We start from the raw sequence: 18,174 nt of genomic DNA, 5'->3' as shown, positions 1-18,174 counted from the left end.
GGATACACGACAAAAGGAGCATGCATGTATTTGCGCAACATAACCCTACTCGGCCTATTGGGGCTTCTAAGCGCCTGCGCGAGCGAGCCTGCAACGCCAGTGGCAGCCCAACCCATCGCTAAAAGCGCAGACGCAGCCGCCACACCGACACATATGCGCGAGCTAAACGGCAACCTGCTCGGTGTGCCTGATGGCGCCACGGCAGAACTCGCCTTGCTGGTAATCGGCAGCAATGGCCTGCCCATCCAATTACTGGGCAACATTCAGCTGCGCGGTAATGGCTCGCCCCTGCCGTTTCGCCTGATATTCAACCCAGAGTCATTTGAGCGCGGCATTCGTGTTGAACTGCGCGGCCGAGCCAATCTTCAAGGGCGCTTGATTCAACAGATGCCTACACAGCTGATCCGCACCGCGCAAAACCAGACGCTCGGTGACATCCGCATGCAACCCGCGCCATGAGCTCAACCCGTATAGCGCCCAATCCGCCTGCACAGCTGCTCGATGCACTAAGCCTGCTACTTGGCGATGGGCAGTTGAGCATGCAAACCCTGCCTGATACCGAGATCAAGCTGTGGTTGATTAATGCGGACAACATGGACCGCCAGTTCAGCCCGGAAGAAACTCAGCGCATCCTTGAAGAGCCACCGTATTGGTGCTTCTGCTGGGCCAGCGGCTTGGTTCTAGCTCGTTGGCTGGCACAAAACCCCGATTGGGTGCGCAATAAGCGTGTGCTTGATTTCGGTACAGGTTCAGGAGTTGCTGCCATTGCCGCCGCCAAAACAGGCGCCTTCGAAGTCGTGGCCTGCGACCTTGACCCACTCGCGCTGGCGGCGACAAGAGCCAACGCCGAGTTGAATGATGTAGACCTGAGTTATTCAGCAGACTTTTTTGTTGAAGCAGATCGCTTCGACCTGATCATTGTTGCCGACGTCCTTTACGATCGTGCCAATCTGCCCCTGCTGGATCAGTTCCTCAGTCGCGGCAAGCAAGCACTGGTTGCCGACTCACGAGTACGCGATTTTCAGCACCCGCTCTACCAGCGGCTCGGTATCATGCAGGCCTGCACATGGCCGGACCTGGCCGAGCCCGCTGAGTTTCGCCAAGTTAGCCTGTATCCTGCGCAACGCAGCTGACACCGCATTACAGGCAGCCACTTGTTAAACTAGCCTACAGCCCTTATTAACTTACTCATCAGCCTTTTGATTGTGCGAGACAGACCATGAGCGACACCCCTTATATTTTTGATGTTTCCGGCGCCGCACAATTTGATCAACTGGTCGTTGAAAACTCGTTTCATAAGCCCGTGCTGGTCGATTTCTGGGCCGAATGGTGTGCGCCGTGTAAAGCGCTGATGCCGCTGCTCGCGCAGATCACCGAGGGTTATCAAGGCGAGATGCTGTTGGCCAAGGTCAACTGTGACATCGAGCAAGACATCGTCGCCCGCTTTGGCATTCGCAGTTTGCCGACCGTGGTGCTGTTCAAAGATGGCCAGCCAGTTGATGGCTTTGCCGGTGCCAAGCTTGAATCAGAAATCCGCGAGATGCTGCAACCCCATGTTGGCGAGCCTGCCCCGGCGCAAGAAAACTTATTCGACAGCGCCAGCGCGCTGTTCGCCGACGGTCAGGTAGACGCTGCCGAGGCGCAACTCAAGCAGCTGCTTAGTGAAGACAACAGCAATGCCCCTGCCTTGATTCTGTATGCCCGCTGCCTGGCTGAACGCGGCGAACTGACTGAAGCGGAGTCGGTGCTTAATGCCGTCACCGGCGACGAACACAAACAGGCGCTGAGCGGTGCTAAAGCACAACTGACGTTCTTGCGCCAAGCCGCAGAGCTGCCCGACGTGGCCGACCTGAAAAGTCGCCTTGGGCAAAATCCTGAAGATGATGAAGCCGTTTATCAGCTTGCAGTTCAGCAGCTTGCAAACCAGCAATACGAATCCGCGCTGGATGCCTTGCTTAAACTGTTCGTGCGCAACCGCAACTATGCCGACGGGCTGCCACATAAGACCCTGCTGCAAGTGTTTGAACTGCTTGGCAATGACCATACCTTGGTCACCCAATATCGCAGAAAACTCTATCAAGCGATCTACTAAGTGTAATTTTTCATTACCAAACGTCTCTAGTTAAGTAAGCATTGCTGCGAAACCATGGTTTTGCAGCGCTCTCCGCTTCTCAACTAAAGCGTTTAAAGGTTATGACTAACAAGCATTCAAGGATCGGTTTTTATATTGCGCTGTACGGCACCGTGTTTATCATTGCCTGGATTGGCGCATTCAAGTTCACCTCGGATGAAGCCCAAGCTATCAGCCACCTGATTGAGAACTCGCCATTTCTTTCATGGATGTACAGCGTCGGCAGTGTTGACGGAATCTCAGCGATTATTGGCGTTGGCGAGCTAACCATCGCCGCCCTTCTAGCGCTCTACCCAATCAGCAAGAAAGCCTCGCTGCTCGGCGGTTTGCTGGCGACTGGTTTGTTCCTGACAACCCTGACCTTCTTGCTGACAACACCTGGCACCCTGCACCCGGAAAGCATCTTCCCTTCGCTGCTCGGAGGTTTTTTGATCAAAGACGTGGTATCGCTCGGTGTCGTGCTGGTGGTAGTGGCCGAATCGTGGGCCGAGCTCAAGCAAACACGGTAGAGCCTTCCGCTCTAGTGCCTGCAAGCCATCCAGCCGGTTTATCACTAGCCAAGCCAGTGATAAACCGGCGCATCAGCCCCGCTTTCAACCCGAACCTGCGCACAGTGGCGCAAGCGCACCAGCAGTTGTTTCGCTGCAACCTCACTACCCGCCAAACCTGTGAGCTGCGCCATCAACTGCGGCCCCTCAATACTTCCGGCCTTAGCCAATAAAGACAGGGTGGTTTGCCATAACGCGTCTGTTTTTGGCGCTTCTCCCTGCATCGGTGGCGCACTCACCGGCGCCGTATTTACTGGCAGGTTAGCGGCCAAATGCGCCCAGTCCTGGGCATCGAGTTCAACTGTTAGATCCACCGGCCAATCGCCGATCTTGCCGCGTATGCGTACCATTTTGCCTCCAGTGCACTGAGCGAGATGCTCCCACGTCGAGGTATACGATGACAACTCGCTCTAGCAATCCATGGTTTAATTCGTTATAACATTACAACTTATTTCACCATCCGCTTGGAGCTCAATAATGCGTCGCGTACTGCTAGCACTGCCTTTCGCCCTTCTTCCATTTGCCGCAATGGCTGAAGAGGCGCACGATCATGACCACGAGCACGCTGAACATGCCAGTCTTGGCGCTCATGAGCACGGCGTCGCCCAACTGAATGTCGCGCTTGACGGCAATACTTTGGAGATTGAGCTGGAAAGCCCGGCCATGAACCTGGTGGGGTTTGAACACGCACCAAGCTCTGATGCAGACAAAGCCGCCATTCGCCAAGCACGCAGCCAACTTGAAAAGCCTCTGGCGCTATTTAGCCTCAACACTGGCGAGTGCAGCGTCAGCAGCAGCGAACTGGAAAGCCCGCTGTTTTCAGGTGGCCATGCCGAGGCAGAGCATAAGCACGAAGCCGACGAGCACGAGCACGAGCACGAGCACGAGCACAGCGAAATTCACGCGCATTACAGTTTTAACTGCAAGCAGCCACAAGCCCTGCAACAACTTGATCTGGCTCAACTGTTTAAGCAATTCCCCGGCACACATAAAATCCAGCTACAACTGATCAGCCCAAATGGTCAGCAAGGTGCCGAACTCAGCCCAGAACAGAGCACTGCCAAGTTTTAAGCCACCTTTTGAACACCGCACTGAGAAACCAGCGAGTACATGCCGTGCATAACAATGGCTTCGTTTACGGGTCGAAAACCAGTAGGCTCGATTTTATTCCAGCACGGCCAACTCTGTGGCGTTTCACAGGCACTCCAGACCTGTTCATTTCAGCATAGACCGGCCCGGGCAACCGGGCCGTTGCATTCATGACCTCAGCACTGATTAGCCTCACTGACCTCGGCTTCGCATGGCCCGGCCAGCCCGAGCTGCTTGATATTCCCAGCTTTACACTGCAACGCGGCGAGACGTTATTTCTCAAAGGCCCGAGCGGCAGCGGCAAAACCACTCTGCTGGGTTTGCTGGGTGGCGTGCAAAAGCCTGACCGAGGCCTGATTAAACTGCTCGACCAAGACCTGAGTGCATTGTCATCCGGGGCGCGAGATAGCTTTCGAGTCAATCATACCGGCTACATTTTTCAGCAATTCAACCTGCTGCCGTTTTTATCAGTGCGCGAAAATGTCGAGCTGCCTTGTCATTTTTCTAGCATCAGAAATAATCGTGCCTGTCATCGCTATGGCAGTGTTGCCAAGGCAGCCTCTAGCTTGCTGGCGCATCTCGGTCTAACGGAGCCAACACTACTCGAGCGCCGTGCTGACTCACTGTCAATCGGCCAGCAACAAAGAGTTGCAGCCGCTCGCGCCCTGATCGGCCAACCAGAATTAGTCATCGCCGACGAACCCACCTCAGCACTTGATGCCGACGCGCGCGAAGCCTTCTTGCAACTGTTGTTTGCGGAATGCCGCGAAGTCGGCGCCAGCTTGCTGTTTGTCAGCCATGACCAGAGCCTCGCACCACTGTTCGATCGCAACCTGTCGCTTGCCGAACTTAACCGCGCCACTCGGCCACAGGAGATTTAAGGTGTATTTATTTCGTCTGGCGCTGGCTAGCTTAAGCAACCGCCGCTTCACTGCCCTGCTCACTGTTTTCGCCATCGCCTTGTCGGTCTGCCTATTACTCGCCGTTGAACGCGTGCGCACCGAAGCCCGCGCCAGCTTTGCCAACACCATCAGCGGTACCGATTTAATCGTCGGCGCCCGCTCCGGCTCAATCAACTTGTTGCTGTACTCGGTATTCCGCATCGGCAATGCGACTAACAACATTCGCTGGGACAGCTTTGAACAGCTGACGCAAAACCCACGGGTTAAGTGGGCAATTCCGATTTCGTTGGGTGACTCGCACCGTGGCTACCGGGTCATGGGCACTAACACTGATTACTTCGAGCATTACCGCTACGCTCGCCAACAGCCCTTGGAGCTGAGCCAGGGCCGTGAGTTTGCTGATGACCCGTTTGAGGTCGTACTCGGCGCTGAGGTCGCCGACGCCCTGCATTACAAACTTGGCGATGAGCTGGTTCTGGCCCACGGCGTTGCCACCATCAGTCTGGTTAAGCACGACGACAAACCCTTTCACGTGGTCGGTATTCTCAAACGCACCGGTACACCGGTCGACCGCACGCTGCATATCTCGCTAGCCGGGATGGAAGCTCTGCACGTTGACTGGAAAAACGGCATGCCAGCACGAGGCGCAGATAAAATCAGCGCAGATCAAGTGCGCGGCATGCACCTGCAACCGACAGCCATAACCGCTGTGTTGCTCGGTCTGAAAAGCAAAATCGCCACCTTTAGCTTGCAGCGCGATATCAATGAGTTTCGCGGCGAACCCCTGCTGGCGATTCTGCCTGGGGTTGCCTTGCAAGAGCTTTGGGGCTTAATGGGCACCGCCGAGAAAGCCTTGTTTGTGGTGTCGCTGTTTGTGGTTATCACCGGTTTGATCGGCATGCTCACCGCGATTCTGACCAGCCTCAATGAGCGTCGCCGCGAAATGGCTATTCTGCGCTCAGTCGGTGCGCGTCCTTGGCATATCGCCAGCCTGTTGATCTTTGAGGCCTTTACTCTGGCGTTGGCGGGTGTGCTGCTGGGCTTGCTGCTGTTGTATGTAGGCATCGCCGCGGTGCAAAGCTATGTACAAGCTAACTACGGCCTCTATTTGCCACTCAATGCGCCCAGTGGCTATGAGTGGATGCTGCTCGGCGGTATCCTTGGCGCTGCACTGCTGATGGGTTGTGTACCTGCATGGCGTGCATACCGACAGTCTCTGGCTGACGGTCTTTCAATTCGTTTATGAGGTTAACCATGCAGCGCACCGCCCTTGGCGTCCTAATCCTGGCCATGTCCACCTCGCTGTGGGCGGCAGAGCCACGCGAGCTGACTTGGTCAGAGCTGATCCCGCCGAACGCACCACCGGTGGTCACACAAATGGCGCCCATGCATGACTTGTCGCAGTTGGGCGACACCTTGTCAGAGACAGGCCCAGGCATGAAGCAGCTATCGCCAGCTGCGCCCGTGGTTAAAAATCTGGATGGTGTCGCGGTGAAGCTGCCGGGTTATATCGTGCCGCTGGATGCGACGGATGAAGGTCGGGTGACCGAGTTCCTGTTGGTGCCGTACTTCGGCGCATGCATCCATGTGCCGCCACCACCGTCCAACCAGATCGTGCACATCACCACCGAGCTTGGGGTCAAGCTTGATACCTTGTACCAACCATTCTGGGTCGAAGGGCCGCTCAAGGTTGAGCAAAGCACCAGCGAACTGGCGGATGCCGGTTACCAGATGAGCGCCCAGAAGATCTATCCATACGAATTGCCGGAAGGCGAGTAACAACCAGCTCAATCACCTTCCGCAAGGCGGACAACGCGAAGCTTGTCCGCCATGGTTCAAGCAACGAAATGCTCAAACATGAGCAAGTGGCATGAACCTATGTAGCCGAAATGGTGGGTAGAAAAACATTACCCACCCTACAAATTCGAGCCTCAACGCACCCGATCTTCGTAGGGCGCACAACGCAAAGCTTGTCCGCCATGGTTCAAGCATCGAAATGCTCAAACATGGGCGAATGGCATGAACCTATGTAGCCGAAATGGTCGGTAGAAAAACATTACCCACCCTACGAATTCGAGCCTCAACGTACCCGATCTTCGTAGGGCGGACAACGCGAAGCTTGTCCGCCATGGCTCCAACGCCGAACCGCTCAAACATGGGCGAATGGCATGAACCTATGTAGCCGAAATGGTGGGTAAAAAGCGTCTCCCACCCTAGTGAGTGCTGGCGAGACGGTCATTGGCGCCAGCATTCAACTCATTTTCCGCCCAGTTTCGCCACTCACGCACTTGACGCTGGTCGGCGCCAGCGCTTTCAGCTTTCTTCAGTGCGGCCAGCCCAGCCTTCCAGCGTGACTGCTCCAACTCCAGCTGCGCCACATTCATCCAGTGTTTGCCGCTACCTGAAGCGCTAGCCAGTTGACGATAAACCTCTACCGCATGGGCTCGATCACGTGCTTGCCAGTAGAACAAGCCAAGGCGCTCCTGGCGTGTGCTGTTGTTCGCCAGCAACCCTTGATCAAGCATACCTTTGAGTAGTTTGGCGCCCTGCCACGGCTGATCAGCGGCGCTGGCCAGCAAGGTCAGGTTATCCAGCTCTTTGGCATTGAAGTTCAGGCCTTTGGTACGCGCCGTACGCAAGGTTGCCAAGGCATTTTCATAATGTCCGGAAAGTTGCTGCAGCGCTGCCAACTGACGCCAATGCTGAACATCATTCGGGCTGCGGGCGAGCAACTGCTGCTGCCACTTTTCGGCCGCCGAGTAGCGCTTTAGATCAGCGTTAACCCCGACCAAAAACTGCAACCAGCGATCTTCTGCACGTGGGTGAGCCTGCACATAGCGCTCAGCCAAAGGCAGTGCTTTCGCGGGTTGGCCGGATGCCTGGTAAGACTGCACCAGCATCTGCAAAACTTCTTCACTGGCCTTAGCCGGAACGGGGGTGAGCAAGCGGATAACTTCTTTATAGCGCTGCTGTGTCAGGTTCAGCTTGGCTAAATTGAGCTTTTCATTGGCTTGTGAAGCGTCGTCGAGCTTGCCACTTTTGACGACCTTGTCGAGAAACTCAATCGCCTTGCCGTTGCGTCCTTGCGCCCAAGCAAGGTAGCCATGGCTGCGCCACAACAAGGTTTCCTCGAGGCTACCCGCCTCACCTTTTACACCATCAAGAGCACGTTCAGCCGCAGCATAGTCACCCTTTTGCTGCGCGACCTGGGCAGTGTTCAAAGCCCGCATCACGCTGGGCTCCACCGTTTGCCCGGCGGCGAATACTTCACTGGCCATGCTGAGATTGACCAGAAAACTAAAAATCAGTGCTAGACGGATCATTTTAGCTATCTCCCTGTAAACGGAAGTACAAAGTTTTTACTGCCTCACGCGCCACCGCCAAACCACCTTCGGTGCGCGGAGCGAAACGCCAACGCACAGCTGCGCGGCGGGCTTCACGCTCAAATACATTCTTGGGACTGGCCTCAAGCACCCGCACGTTCTCAACCGCACCCGCACGGTTGATTGTGAAAGCCAGTTTTACGTGGCCTTCAATGCCCCGCTGTAACGCATAACGTGGATACTGCGGGCTCACATCGTTGAGCGGCATAACCTCACTTTCAGGACCACCGGACTGCGCACCTGCGTCTGCTGCCGGAGCCGGGGCCGGCGCACTCGGCGCAGCAGCGCCAGCCACGAGGCCGGTCAGATTCGGCGTTGGCGCACTGTTTACCGCCACGCCACTGTTCATGGTTGGCAGGTCAATATCCAGCTTCGGCATGCTCGCATTCGGTGTCGACGCAACCGGTGTTGGCGGCGTCGGCGGCTGCGGTGTCTGCGGTTGTGGCGGCTGCGGCGCTTGCTGACGCGTCCGCGTTGCCGTGTCGCTGGAACTGGTATCCATACGCACAAAGTTTGCCACCGTCACGGGTTCATCGGACGGCTGACTGGTGGGCGGCGCGACCATATACAACATCAACGCAAACAGCAGTACTGCGATCAAGCAGGCACTTATAAACGACCACGCCAAACGCATCAAAGCGCTCCCGAGGTGGCGGCCAGCGCAACATCCTGAACACCAGCCAGACGCGCCTGATCCATCACCTGCACCACCAAACCAGTGCGAGCATCCTGATCAGCCTGGACCACTACCGCACCTTCGGGCTGGTCGACACGCATGCGTTCAACATTAGCGCGAACGCTGCGCACATCAACCACTTTTTTATCCATCCATACCTGTCCATCAGCGGTAATCGCGATGAGGATGTTGCCTTTGTCCTGAGGACTGGCTGTTTGCGCCTCCGGGCGCTGAACCTCGACGCCAGACTCTTTGATAAACGAGCTGGTGACGATAAAGAAAATCAGCATGATAAAGACCACATCGAGCATCGGCGTCAGGTCGATGCCGGTGTCTTCGTCTTGCTGATGGTGACGGCGCATTCTCATGATTAGCTATCTCAGTCGTGTCGCAGCTGGTCAGCCAGCCGCTCAATTGCCTGACGGGCGTTACGTTCAAGACGCGCCAGGCTGAACAATCCAGTAATCGCCAGCACCATGCCGGCCATGGTTGGCAATGTCGCCTGCCAGACACCCGCGGCCATTCCGCGCGGGTTGCCGGTGCCGCTCAATGCCAACACATCAAACACTGCAACCATGCCGCTAACGGTGCCGAGCAAACCCAGCAGCGGATACATCGCCACCAGGGTTTTGCTCAGGCGCAATGGCCCCATCAAATGTTGCCGCGCCTGGGCTAACCAAGCACTGCGCACGGCACGCTGCCAACTGCCAGAGTCGTCTTGCAGCATTTGCTGCCAAGCATGGCGATGCTCATCGACCCATACCGGGAAGACCTTGCGCATAAACCAGAAACGCTCAAGTACCAGCGTCCAGAACACCACGCACAACCCAGCCAACGCCCACATCACCACACCGCCCGCGCTCATGAAATCAAGCAACGCATAGGCGCTGTCGGTTACACGCAGCCATAAGGCGAATAGATCAGTCACGACGCGGCGCCCCAGACAGGTGCAGCGCGATCAAACCGGCGCTTTGCTGTTCAAGTAACTGAATCAGGGCTTTACTGCGACTCGCCAGCAAGCTGTGCAAGAACAGCAGCGGAATCGCCACCACCAAGCCGAGTACAGTGGTCACCAATGCTTGCGAGATCCCGTCGGCCATCAGTCGCGAGTCGCCGCCACCACCTTGGGTGATGGCTTGGAAGGTAACGATCATGCCGGTCACCGTACCCAGCAGGCCGAGCAATGGCGCAACCGCACTCAGCAGCTTGAGCAGCCCCTGGCCTTTCTCCAGCGGCGGGGTTTCCTGAAGAATCGCTTCGTCGAGCTTGAGCTCCAATGTCTCCAAGTCAGACAGCTGCGGATTCGGCCCCAGCACACCGATTACACGGCCCAACGGGTTCTGATCATTGGGGGCGCTGAGGTTGTGCATTTGCGCACCCACACCACGGCTCACCTTAGCCAGGTACACCATGCGCCAGAGCGCCAGCAGCAGACCCAGCACGCCGAGGGCAACAATTACCCACCCGACCAAACCACCCTGTTGCAGGCGATCCCACAGACTTGGCTTACGCTGTAATTGCGCCAGAATTGTGCCGCGACTTGGATCAATCGGCAGTACAGCCAACGGTTCTTTACTCGCCAGATAATCACTCACCAGACCTGAACCCGACGGCTGTCGCGCAGGCACCAGCAACTCATGCGAATCGGCGTCGTAGCGCAAGAACTGGCCGTCACTGAAAGCAGAGAACGCACCTACACGCAGTACCGGTTGCTGCTTGCGTGTGCCATCGGCGGCAACCACCGGCAGCTCAACCTGCTCAACTCGGCCACTGGCAGTGAGGTCTTCGAGCAACACCATCCAGTAATCTTCAAGGTCTTGGGCCGATGGCAATGCACGATTTTCTGACAATGCCTGCAAACGCTGGATGCGTTCTGGGTATTGCACATTGAGCAGGCTATCTTGCCATTGCCCAGCGACATCACCGGCACTCTGACGAACCACTGCAAACAACTCACCCAAACTGCCCGAACGTTGCTGCAGCAGCTTCTCCTGCTCAGCGAGCTCGCTTTCCTGACGATCAAAATCGGCCTTCAAGCGTTCCGCTTCCGCCTTTTGCTCAGCCAAGGAAGCTTTGGCCTTGGCCAAGAGCTGCGCACGCTCGCCACGCTCAGCGACGAATGCTTGTTCACGTTGCTGCATGGCGCTGACTTCAGCGGCACGCTCACTGCGAATACGTTCTAGCAGTTGGTCTGGGCTCAGCGGTTCAGCCGCACTGACGGCCACTGGCAGCACACTCAAAACCAGCGCCGCGATCAACCCACGCTTCATCACAAAACTCATTACTGGGCCCCTTGGTTCAAAGTCTTAACCGGCAGTTCGAGCAATGCTGGCGCCTGCTCTTGACGAGCAATGGCAATGGCTTGGTGCAGCGGTCGACGCGCGCTGTTATCAAGCACCTGCCAGGCCTGCGCCTGCGAATTCCACCAACCGCTCTCATGGCCATCAAGGGTCTGGTAATACATCATTGCGCGGCCTAAACGCAGGAACTCAACACTGCGCACGCCCTGCTCGCCATCCAGCTCACCACGCCAGGCTTCAAGCGTGCGGCCGTAGTCGCTTTCAACTTGGTAGGCCTCAAGAATACGGCGATATTTTTCAGCTAGGCTGACATCCGCACGCGGCAACAAGTCTTGCAGTTGCGCCAGGCGATCAGCGCGCTCTTCCGGCAGAAAGGGCACATCGGCACTAATGAACTCACCGAGCACCTCAACCATTTTGCGCATCTGCGGAGTGGCTGCTTGCTGGGTACGCTCAATACCGTCGAGCTGCGCTTGATAACCCGCCAGCTCCTTTTGCTGCGCGGCGACCAATTCGCGCAACTGCACGTTGTAGCCCTTCAATGCCTCAGCTTGCTCCAGCGCACTGCGGTATTCGATGAGCATTTCTCGGCTGGCGTCATCGAGCTTTTCAATGCGCGCTTGAGAGGCCTTGGCGTCAGCAGCCAAACCTTGGCTTTCATCCAATGCCGCGCCTAATGGAGCAGCGCTCACGGTGGCGCTCGAAAACATCAACGCTGCCGCCAATAAGCGGATGGGGTACGGGCTCATGCGGTGAAAATCCTCTGCGTCAGACTCGTTAAAGAGAACCATTATCATCTTTATTCGTAAGCAAAGGCAATGAGTGAATGCTCTAAAAAGGCAATCAGCCGACTTAATTGAGCTGGATCAATATCTGTTTTCGATAGTTAGCTATGATTTATCCATCAGACAGCCCCAATGACTCAATAGGAGTTATCCATGAATAAATACACACTCATAGCTCCACTGCTTGCCCTTGCGATCGCCCCTAGTTTTGCTCACGCATATGAAGCTGGAGACATCATTGTCCGCGCAGGTGCTATTACCGTTGATCCTAATGAAGACAGCTCTGGCGTGAAGAGCCCACTGGGTGACCTGGGTGGTGGCGCAACGGTTGAAAGCGACACTCAATTGGGCCTCAACTTTGCCTACATGATGACCGACCATTTGGGTATCGAACTGCTGGCCGCCACACCGTTCAGCCACGATGTGGGTGTACACGGCCTGCAAGGAGGTTTAGCAGGTTTGAATGGCGACCTCGGTGACGTTAAACAACTACCACCGACCCTGAGCCTGATCTACTACCCGCTAGACAAGAACTATGCGTTCCAACCGTACGTCGGTATTGGTATCAACTACACCGCTTTCTATGACGCCGACACCTCAAGCAGCGCCGAAGCCAAAGGCTTTAGTAATCTTGATCTGAGTGACTCATGGGGCGCTGCCGCACAAATTGGCGCCGACTACATGATCGACGACCACTGGATGGTCAACGGCCAGGTACGTTATATCGATATCGACACCAACGCCCACGCGGACTTAGCCGGCGTGGGTAACTTGAAGCTCGACGTGGATGTAGACCCATGGGTTTATATGGTCGGTCTGGGCTACAAGTTCTAAAGCTTAACCCCACCTTGTGTAGCGCCGCGCGAAAAACTGAGGCCTAACGCGCGATAAATGCCGTATGGATGGTTTTAACCATACGGCAAAGGAATTTCATAATTGGGATGGGTTAGCGAAGGTTCTTCGGGAGGGCCTTCTGCTGCTTTAGGTGGAACTCCTTCACCAAAGCATTGCGAGTCACATCATCAGTATTACTGTAGAACCAGCGAAGAAACTCTAGTTCTGACGCCTCCGGCAGCGGTTCTGACTCTGCCTTCCACCCGCTGCTGATAGTGCTATTGATAGGTCTTGTCATAGCTAACTCATCCTTTATATGAGAACTGACACCAGACTATATCGTCATTCAATTAATCGAATAAGTCCTTTTACGGTCCAACTGGCGCAACCGTGTGTTCAATTGACCATCTGTGTCGCTGCTGACTCTCCAACCCCTCTCTAACCGACCATAGCTCAACGATTACTGCACCTTCGTATGTGGTTGCTAATGTCGATGAAGTCCCGTTGATGCCTGTCTCAACAGCCAATACAGCGCTGGTATCAGCGCGAAGCAGTCTGGCGCTATAAGTCGTACCTGCTTCTGGGCCGATGTTACCCATTGTCGTATCGATCAACTGGTCGGCCTGACCCAGCCTGTCACGGTGGGCCCACTCAATCACTACGTCGCCCTCGATCGCGGTTGGCCAACTGGTGCCGTTCAGGGTGAACTGCCCCGGAGGGTATGGCCTCCCTTGGCGACCCTGCAGGGCTAGACTGTCGGTGCTAGCCAGTCCAGGAACGAGCTGGCCAATACTGGTGTTGGTTAACAGCCTGGCTTGCATGGTGACCCCGGAGGAGTACTCCGTCTCGTCCACACCCTCAAAGCCATCGTAGAACCAGATCCGCGTGCCAGCCGCATGCAACTGATCCGGCACGCTGTCGGCGCAACCGCGTCCCAAGGTGATGGCGCCGCTGACTAGGTTGATCGCATCCACCCGCACAATTTCCTCCCCCAGCAACGCCGCCTGGCCAACTGTCACGCGGTTGAGGTCGATGCCATCTGTGAGCACCGCCTCCGTATCGCTTGGCAAGAGTTGCGCCACCAGTTGGGCGGTCGGACACCAGTCTGCACTGTCGCGGTCGACAAACGCACCGCTGCCACCAGGTCGAGTGGTGAGGTTGTAACTGAGCGACAGACCAGTGGGCTTCGCCGCCAATGTCGATAGCCAAGCGGACGAGACATCCACCAAGGCCAGGTTGGCTGGATCGATCACCCCGGAAAGCTCACGATATGGAACTTCCATCAGGCGACGCAGACTGATGGGCTGCGGTGTGCGGTCGGGCGGTACATAACCGCTGGGTGGCACCGCAACGAAGGATGCAGCAGGCAAGCCGAACACATCCTGCAGAGCGGTGATAGTGATAGCGGCGCCGCTCAAGGTGCCGTCCTCGATCCGACCAGCACGGACAACAACCTCCTCGATACCGCGCTTCAACGATCGAATGCGGAAGGCGTCAGCCGGGCCAATACCAGCTCCTCGGCGATCCAGTTTCACCTTGTACTTACGCAGGTTACTGGCCCGGACTCGCATATCACGCTGTACAACACGCCCTGCAAGTTCTGCGGTAGGGATGCCAGGGTAAGTCACTGTCTCGGCAGATGGCCCGCCCTGCAACTGTGCGATCGCCTGATTGACCGCCCGAGCGCGCCGGGTCTCGCCGGTGATAGCGTCAATGAACTCAACGAACAGCTGGCTAGGGGCGATCAGAGCGCTGCTGGCCTCATCTTCTTCAATACTGAGCAGACCGCTATCTTCGTCGAACAGCGGCAGCGTCTCGACGTCGTAGTCGTCACGGACCAGCTTAAGGGTGATAAGGCCAGTATTGCGATCGGGACCGCAGTAAGCGCCGATGTGGTCGCAGATCTGATCGCGAAAATCACCCAGCGAGCCTGTCGATCGCTTCCACCCGATGCACAGACCGAAGCCTTCGTTGTACAGCTTAAGCGCCGAGGCGCGCCATTGCGTATCGTCGATCATAGAGCGGTCAACACCGAGGCCGTTCTCTCGGTTGGTGTATATCTCATAGAGGATATGCGCCGGATTCATCGCACGTACTTGGCCATCAGCAAGATCGATCGCACAGGTCTCCGGGTACCAGACTGCCCCATCCCAACCCTTCACCCTGCGGTACCGCAACAGCTCCCATGGTTTCGGGTATGGGTTGATTGACGTCACCAGACCAGAAAAGAAGAACCCAGCGAAGCCTCGGAAGTTCGGCACCAATTCACCGCCCAAAGCTGCAGCCAGACTCTGATTGAGCGCCTGATCCTCCTCACCGAGCATTAGATCGAAACGGCCCTGGATACCGCCTTCGCCTTTATCACCGCCGAACAGGTTCGGGGCATCGACATTGATCGTCTGATTGCTCGTGGCATTTCCCGACCAGGCCGACTTGCCATTGGCACGAATGGCCAGCAGTCCGTCGACGGCTTTGCCGATTGCACCATGGATATCGAAGCTGTAGCGAAATCCAACTGTTTGCGATTTAGGCTTGGCTCCCATCGCGGGCCTCCTCAACATTGCGGGCGTGTTCGACTAAGTGCAGAGCGAGTGCGTTGCCAGTTGCTATCAGCACATCTGCATCGATGCCGGTACGTACGAAGTCCAGCCAGTCCAAGCCATGCTCGGCAAAGAAAGCACGCGACTGGCGGGCGCAATAGCCCGTCCTAGTCGTCCAGGTAGGAACCGTATGAAGGTGCTGAATGGTCACGATCAGTTGCTCACTCATTTCTTGCTCCCTTTTACCTTGATCGCCTGGCTGCGCTGGTTGCGCACTGCCAGTACCATCCAGTCCTTCCCCCAGACCTGGCCGAAGATCCACTCTTTCTCGGTGCCCTCGTCGCAGCGTGGGAAGTCGAAGTCTTGGAACGCGGCTGGCTTAGGCTTGGTCGGCTTTGGCTGGTTGGCTTGGTTGATGAGGTAGGAGACAACCAGGATTGCAATCTGTACCCACATGTCAGAACACCTGTTCGCCGTCGAAGGGGCTCTTGCCATCCATCTGAGGCATGGCCCGGAGGTTGGGTAAGTTGTCGAACTTGTTGTGGCACGTCGTCGCGAGGAAATCACAGCCTGGGTAGACGCGGATAGCCTGGCCGGCCGACAACGCCAGAGTGCCCCCCAGCAGGATCAAGGTGCTGTCGGCATGAGATTCGATGGTACGACTGTCGTACTCGCCTTGGCCGATGGGCCACTCCACCCAGCCGCCATTGAACCAGCCGTCCGAGAAGGCCGCGAAGGCGCCACTGCTGATGCTGGCACCTGTCAAAGACTGAATAGTGGTCTCGACGCGGTATGGGTTCAGGTCAACCTTGCACCAGGGCGAGCCCAGGTAAGTGGTGCAGGTGCGGCTGTGGGTATCCACCAATCCGGGCCGCTCCATATCGGCGTCGATGTCCTGGCAGGTGACACGGCAGCTATCTAGAGTTGGCCACCGCACGCTAGCAACGCTGCCTGTATAGCGCCACTTGCGCTCGGGCTCGCCATAGTGGCCGTCGTAGATGATCAGGCCAATCTTAGCGCTCGGCTGAGTGTTGCGGAACAGTTGGGCGACCTCTAGATCGGCCGGGGCGGTGATTACTAGCGAGTCCTGTTTGGCTACGCCGGACTGGCGAATCCCGTTGTCGCTGATGCCACCACGCAAGGTTCGATACACCTGTGTACCAATGCTGATGTCGCGGTCACTGCTGTTGTACAGCCAGCGCAACACACCTCGGCGAAACTCGTAGTAGCGTACCGGTGTACCGGCGTCTAACGACTGCTCGCGGCTGTCAAAACTCATCGTCACGCTCCTCACGAAACACCGTTGCCCAGGCGGCAACACCTTGGCTGTCGGTCATGTGCTCAATTTCCTGAACATCATTCTCGAAGCGCATTAAGTTCATCCAACTGATCCGTACAACCTGATTTGGATGCACTTCGACGTCCAATGGACTATCCATTGCCACACGTTCTATTTGGGTGCTCAACTCAATAGAACCGATCAAACGCCGCATAAATGTCGAGCCGTCAGCCAACTCGATACGGATATCACGACGACCAGGTTCACCTGCACTGAATCGCGTGTACCCGATGTAGGCGATATCCAATGTGGTGGCCACCGCCGAAATCGTGGCAACTAAAGTCAGGTCGTCCATGTGGCTCGGCACCCACACAACTTTTTGCCTGCCGCGCATGCCATAAATGAACGAACGAACCATTGCACGTGCCTCGCGGCCAAGGTCTAAGTGACGCTGGCCAAGTACTTGTAAAGCGCGTTTCGCGGTGTCGGTAATCAGTGGTTGAGCAAAGCCACTGTCTAGGGTTTGACGCAAGCGTTGAGTGGTGTGAGTGATGTTCTCGCTCTCATCCGGGCTGCGGTCCCATACCGGGCGTCCTCTATATAAAGTGTTGGGTAACCATTCCGGCCAATCACATGCTTCTACGATCAGAAACCTCACCTCAGCTTCGATCAGGCGATCGGTGAGCTTCGATAGCGACGGTTCCTCAAGCAGTTGCGCGGCGCGCGCCGGATACAGGCGAGATCCTGCTGGCCAAGCCAGCTGGGTATTGCGTTTGAGCTGGAGGCCACCACTGAGTACTTCGAGAATCTCAACTGTTTCGCTAGTAAACGCATCTTCACCGCGCAACATGGCCAAGCCACCGGCACGGAAATCCAGCCATTGAGTACTGCATGGGACAAAGTCAACATCGGCACCAATACCGACCTGTAGCAATTGGACGTCAGGGAAAACTGGCATCGACCAAATACGATTGCTCCAACCAAACAGCGAAAGGTCGAGTAACTGCCGCTCACGCCCCTCGGCGTACATTTGCCCACTGAACTCGCGACGAGGAGCCAGACGCAGCTGTCTGCGCTGACTTACTGCTGACTCGCTCTGCAAGATGTCAGTTGAGGCTGACAGTCGCTCAATAATCCCGTCCCCCCAGTCGGGGACGAATGCCCAGCCGATGATGCGATTGGCCGTAACGCGAATGCCGGCATTGCGACCGTTATCGAATTGCCACTCAACAACTGTGTCCAATACGGGCTGACCATCGGGGGTGACAGTTAATTGCCACTCCAGCTCTTTCAGTGCAGGAAAAAGCATTGGTGGGTCAGGCTGACCAGTGACCAGCACCCCTTCATCGAGTCCTGCAATGTTGTTCAGCGTTCGCGGCTCCAGCCAAGCGTTCCATAGGAACACCGGGGTGGTCTGTGCTGACACGACATTCCCCAGGTCGAGCTGTGCCGGATTAATATGGATACGGTAGTAATAGTCATCGACATAGGCGCTGAGGCGCTGCGCGTCGATTTCTCGGCCATTGGCTTCTACAGGCCAAGCGGCTATCAGTAGACCCTGACCAATCAGCTGTGCATCCGAAATATATGGAGACGGAGTGAACTGATTGACCCATGCGAAATGCCAGTGATCGCCGGTTAAGTTGGCATTGTCAAGCTGGCCGCCAAGGATACTCTGAACATGCTGAGCACTGAGAACGGCCACTG

21 protein-coding genes are annotated in these 18,174 nt (G+C 56.4%); 9 read left to right on the top strand and 12 right to left on the bottom strand.

Going from position 1 to position 18,174, the window contains the following annotated elements; all coding sequences use genetic code 11:
* Positions 1–24 precede the first annotated feature (24 nt).
* The 4 genes from B9K09_RS03715 to B9K09_RS03700 all read left to right on the top strand — a co-directional run bounded on the left by B9K09_RS03715 (position 25) and on the right by B9K09_RS03700 (position 2,640).
* Positions 25–459 (top strand): YbaY family lipoprotein, encoded by a 435-nt coding sequence (locus tag B9K09_RS03715; protein ID WP_087515560.1) that lies wholly within the window; start codon positions 25–27, stop codon positions 457–459.
* On the top strand, positions 456–1,133 hold the full coding sequence (locus B9K09_RS03710) for a methyltransferase (RefSeq protein WP_087515559.1): 678 nt from the start codon (positions 456–458) through the stop codon (positions 1,131–1,133). Before B9K09_RS03715 ends, B9K09_RS03710 begins: the two co-directional genes overlap by 4 nt.
* A gap of 86 nt (positions 1,134–1,219) precedes the next feature.
* Positions 1,220–2,092, top strand: coding sequence for a thioredoxin (gene trxA, locus B9K09_RS03705; protein ID WP_087515558.1), 873 nt, complete (start codon positions 1,220–1,222; stop codon positions 2,090–2,092).
* A 101-nt stretch (positions 2,093–2,193) separates the two neighbouring features.
* A complete protein-coding gene (locus B9K09_RS03700; RefSeq protein ID WP_087515557.1) occupies positions 2,194–2,640 on the top strand; it encodes a DUF417 family protein in 447 nt (148 codons plus the stop codon).
* A gap of 44 nt (positions 2,641–2,684) precedes the next feature.
* On the opposite strand, the gene B9K09_RS03695 is transcribed toward B9K09_RS03700, so the two are convergent.
* The gene (locus B9K09_RS03695; protein WP_087515556.1) at positions 2,685–3,029 is read right to left on the bottom strand and encodes a hypothetical protein; all 345 of its coding nucleotides are present in this window, start codon (positions 3,027–3,029) and stop codon (positions 2,685–2,687) included.
* A gap of 127 nt (positions 3,030–3,156) precedes the next feature.
* Here B9K09_RS03695 and B9K09_RS03690 point away from each other — a divergent pair, with 127 nt between their 5' ends.
* From B9K09_RS03690 to B9K09_RS03675, 4 genes are all read left to right on the top strand, one after another.
* On the top strand, positions 3,157–3,750 hold the full coding sequence (locus B9K09_RS03690; RefSeq protein ID WP_087515555.1) for a DUF2796 domain-containing protein: 594 nt from the start codon (positions 3,157–3,159) through the stop codon (positions 3,748–3,750).
* 188 nt (positions 3,751–3,938) lie between these two features.
* The gene (locus B9K09_RS03685; RefSeq protein WP_087515554.1) at positions 3,939–4,649 is read left to right on the top strand and encodes an ABC transporter ATP-binding protein; all 711 of its coding nucleotides are present in this window, start codon (positions 3,939–3,941) and stop codon (positions 4,647–4,649) included.
* Position 4,650: 1 nt separating this feature from the next.
* Entirely contained in the window at positions 4,651–5,916 is a 1,266-nt protein-coding gene (locus B9K09_RS03680) for an ABC transporter permease (RefSeq protein ID WP_087515553.1), read from the top strand.
* Positions 5,913–6,449 (top strand): DUF3299 domain-containing protein, encoded by a 537-nt coding sequence (locus tag B9K09_RS03675; RefSeq protein WP_371917430.1) that lies wholly within the window; start codon positions 5,913–5,915, stop codon positions 6,447–6,449. Before B9K09_RS03680 ends, B9K09_RS03675 begins: the two co-directional genes overlap by 4 nt.
* Before the next feature lie 434 nt (positions 6,450–6,883).
* Here the strand turns inward: B9K09_RS03675 and B9K09_RS03670 are convergent, their stop codons facing one another.
* From B9K09_RS03670 to B9K09_RS03645, 6 genes are read right to left on the bottom strand one after another with little or no spacing between them, the layout of a single operon-like run.
* Positions 6,884–7,993, bottom strand: coding sequence for a lipopolysaccharide assembly protein LapB (locus B9K09_RS03670; protein ID WP_087515551.1), 1,110 nt, complete (start codon positions 7,991–7,993; stop codon positions 6,884–6,886).
* A 1-nt stretch (position 7,994) separates the two neighbouring features.
* The gene (locus B9K09_RS03665) at positions 7,995–8,687 is read right to left on the bottom strand and encodes an energy transducer TonB (protein ID WP_087515550.1); all 693 of its coding nucleotides are present in this window, start codon (positions 8,685–8,687) and stop codon (positions 7,995–7,997) included.
* On the bottom strand, positions 8,687–9,097 hold the full coding sequence (locus B9K09_RS03660) for a biopolymer transporter ExbD (protein ID WP_087515549.1): 411 nt from the start codon (positions 9,095–9,097) through the stop codon (positions 8,687–8,689). Before B9K09_RS03660 ends, B9K09_RS03665 begins: the two co-directional genes overlap by 1 nt.
* Before the next feature lie 11 nt (positions 9,098–9,108).
* Positions 9,109–9,657, bottom strand: coding sequence for a MotA/TolQ/ExbB proton channel family protein (locus B9K09_RS03655; protein WP_087515548.1), 549 nt, complete (start codon positions 9,655–9,657; stop codon positions 9,109–9,111).
* A complete protein-coding gene (locus B9K09_RS03650; RefSeq protein WP_371917429.1) occupies positions 9,650–11,011 on the bottom strand; it encodes a MotA/TolQ/ExbB proton channel family protein in 1,362 nt (453 codons plus the stop codon). Before B9K09_RS03650 ends, B9K09_RS03655 begins: the two co-directional genes overlap by 8 nt.
* Entirely contained in the window at positions 11,011–11,778 is a 768-nt protein-coding gene (locus B9K09_RS03645; protein WP_087518965.1) for a DUF3450 domain-containing protein, read from the bottom strand. The genes B9K09_RS03650 and B9K09_RS03645 overlap by 1 nt, the downstream gene beginning before the upstream one ends.
* A 189-nt stretch (positions 11,779–11,967) precedes the next feature.
* Between B9K09_RS03645 and B9K09_RS03640 the strand changes: the two genes are divergently transcribed.
* Positions 11,968–12,648 (top strand): OmpW family protein, encoded by a 681-nt coding sequence (locus B9K09_RS03640; RefSeq protein WP_087515547.1) that lies wholly within the window; start codon positions 11,968–11,970, stop codon positions 12,646–12,648.
* Between the two features lie 368 nt (positions 12,649–13,016).
* Here the strand turns inward: B9K09_RS03640 and B9K09_RS03630 are convergent, their stop codons facing one another.
* Genes B9K09_RS03630 through B9K09_RS03610 form a run of 5 tightly spaced genes read right to left on the bottom strand, consistent with a single transcriptional unit; the run spans position 13,017 to position 18,172 of the window.
* Positions 13,017–15,191: a phage tail protein gene (locus B9K09_RS03630; protein ID WP_087515545.1), complete on the bottom strand. Its 2,175-nt coding sequence runs from the start codon at positions 15,189–15,191 to the stop codon at positions 13,017–13,019.
* A complete protein-coding gene (locus B9K09_RS03625; RefSeq protein WP_087518964.1) occupies positions 15,175–15,405 on the bottom strand; it encodes a hypothetical protein in 231 nt (76 codons plus the stop codon). Before B9K09_RS03625 ends, B9K09_RS03630 begins: the two co-directional genes overlap by 17 nt.
* 8 nt (positions 15,406–15,413) lie before the next feature.
* Positions 15,414–15,644, bottom strand: a complete 231-nt coding sequence (locus B9K09_RS03620) for a hypothetical protein (RefSeq protein WP_087515544.1) — start codon at positions 15,642–15,644, stop codon at positions 15,414–15,416.
* Position 15,645: 1 nt separating this feature from the next.
* Positions 15,646–16,467 carry a phage BR0599 family protein gene (locus B9K09_RS03615; RefSeq protein ID WP_087515543.1) on the bottom strand — a complete coding sequence of 274 codons (822 nt, stop codon included), beginning with the start codon at positions 16,465–16,467 and terminating at the stop codon, positions 15,646–15,648.
* Positions 16,457–18,172, bottom strand: a complete 1,716-nt coding sequence (locus tag B9K09_RS03610) for a hypothetical protein (protein ID WP_087515542.1) — start codon at positions 18,170–18,172, stop codon at positions 16,457–16,459. The genes B9K09_RS03615 and B9K09_RS03610 overlap by 11 nt, the downstream gene beginning before the upstream one ends.
* Positions 18,173–18,174: the final 2 nt, after the last annotated feature.

The sequence above is a fragment of the Pseudomonas sp. M30-35 genome (assembly GCF_002163625.1).
Classification (GTDB): Bacteria; Pseudomonadota; Gammaproteobacteria; order Pseudomonadales; family Pseudomonadaceae; genus Aquipseudomonas.
Note: the sequence above shows the minus strand (reverse complement) of the source record. Positions and strands in the feature narration are given on the sequence as shown.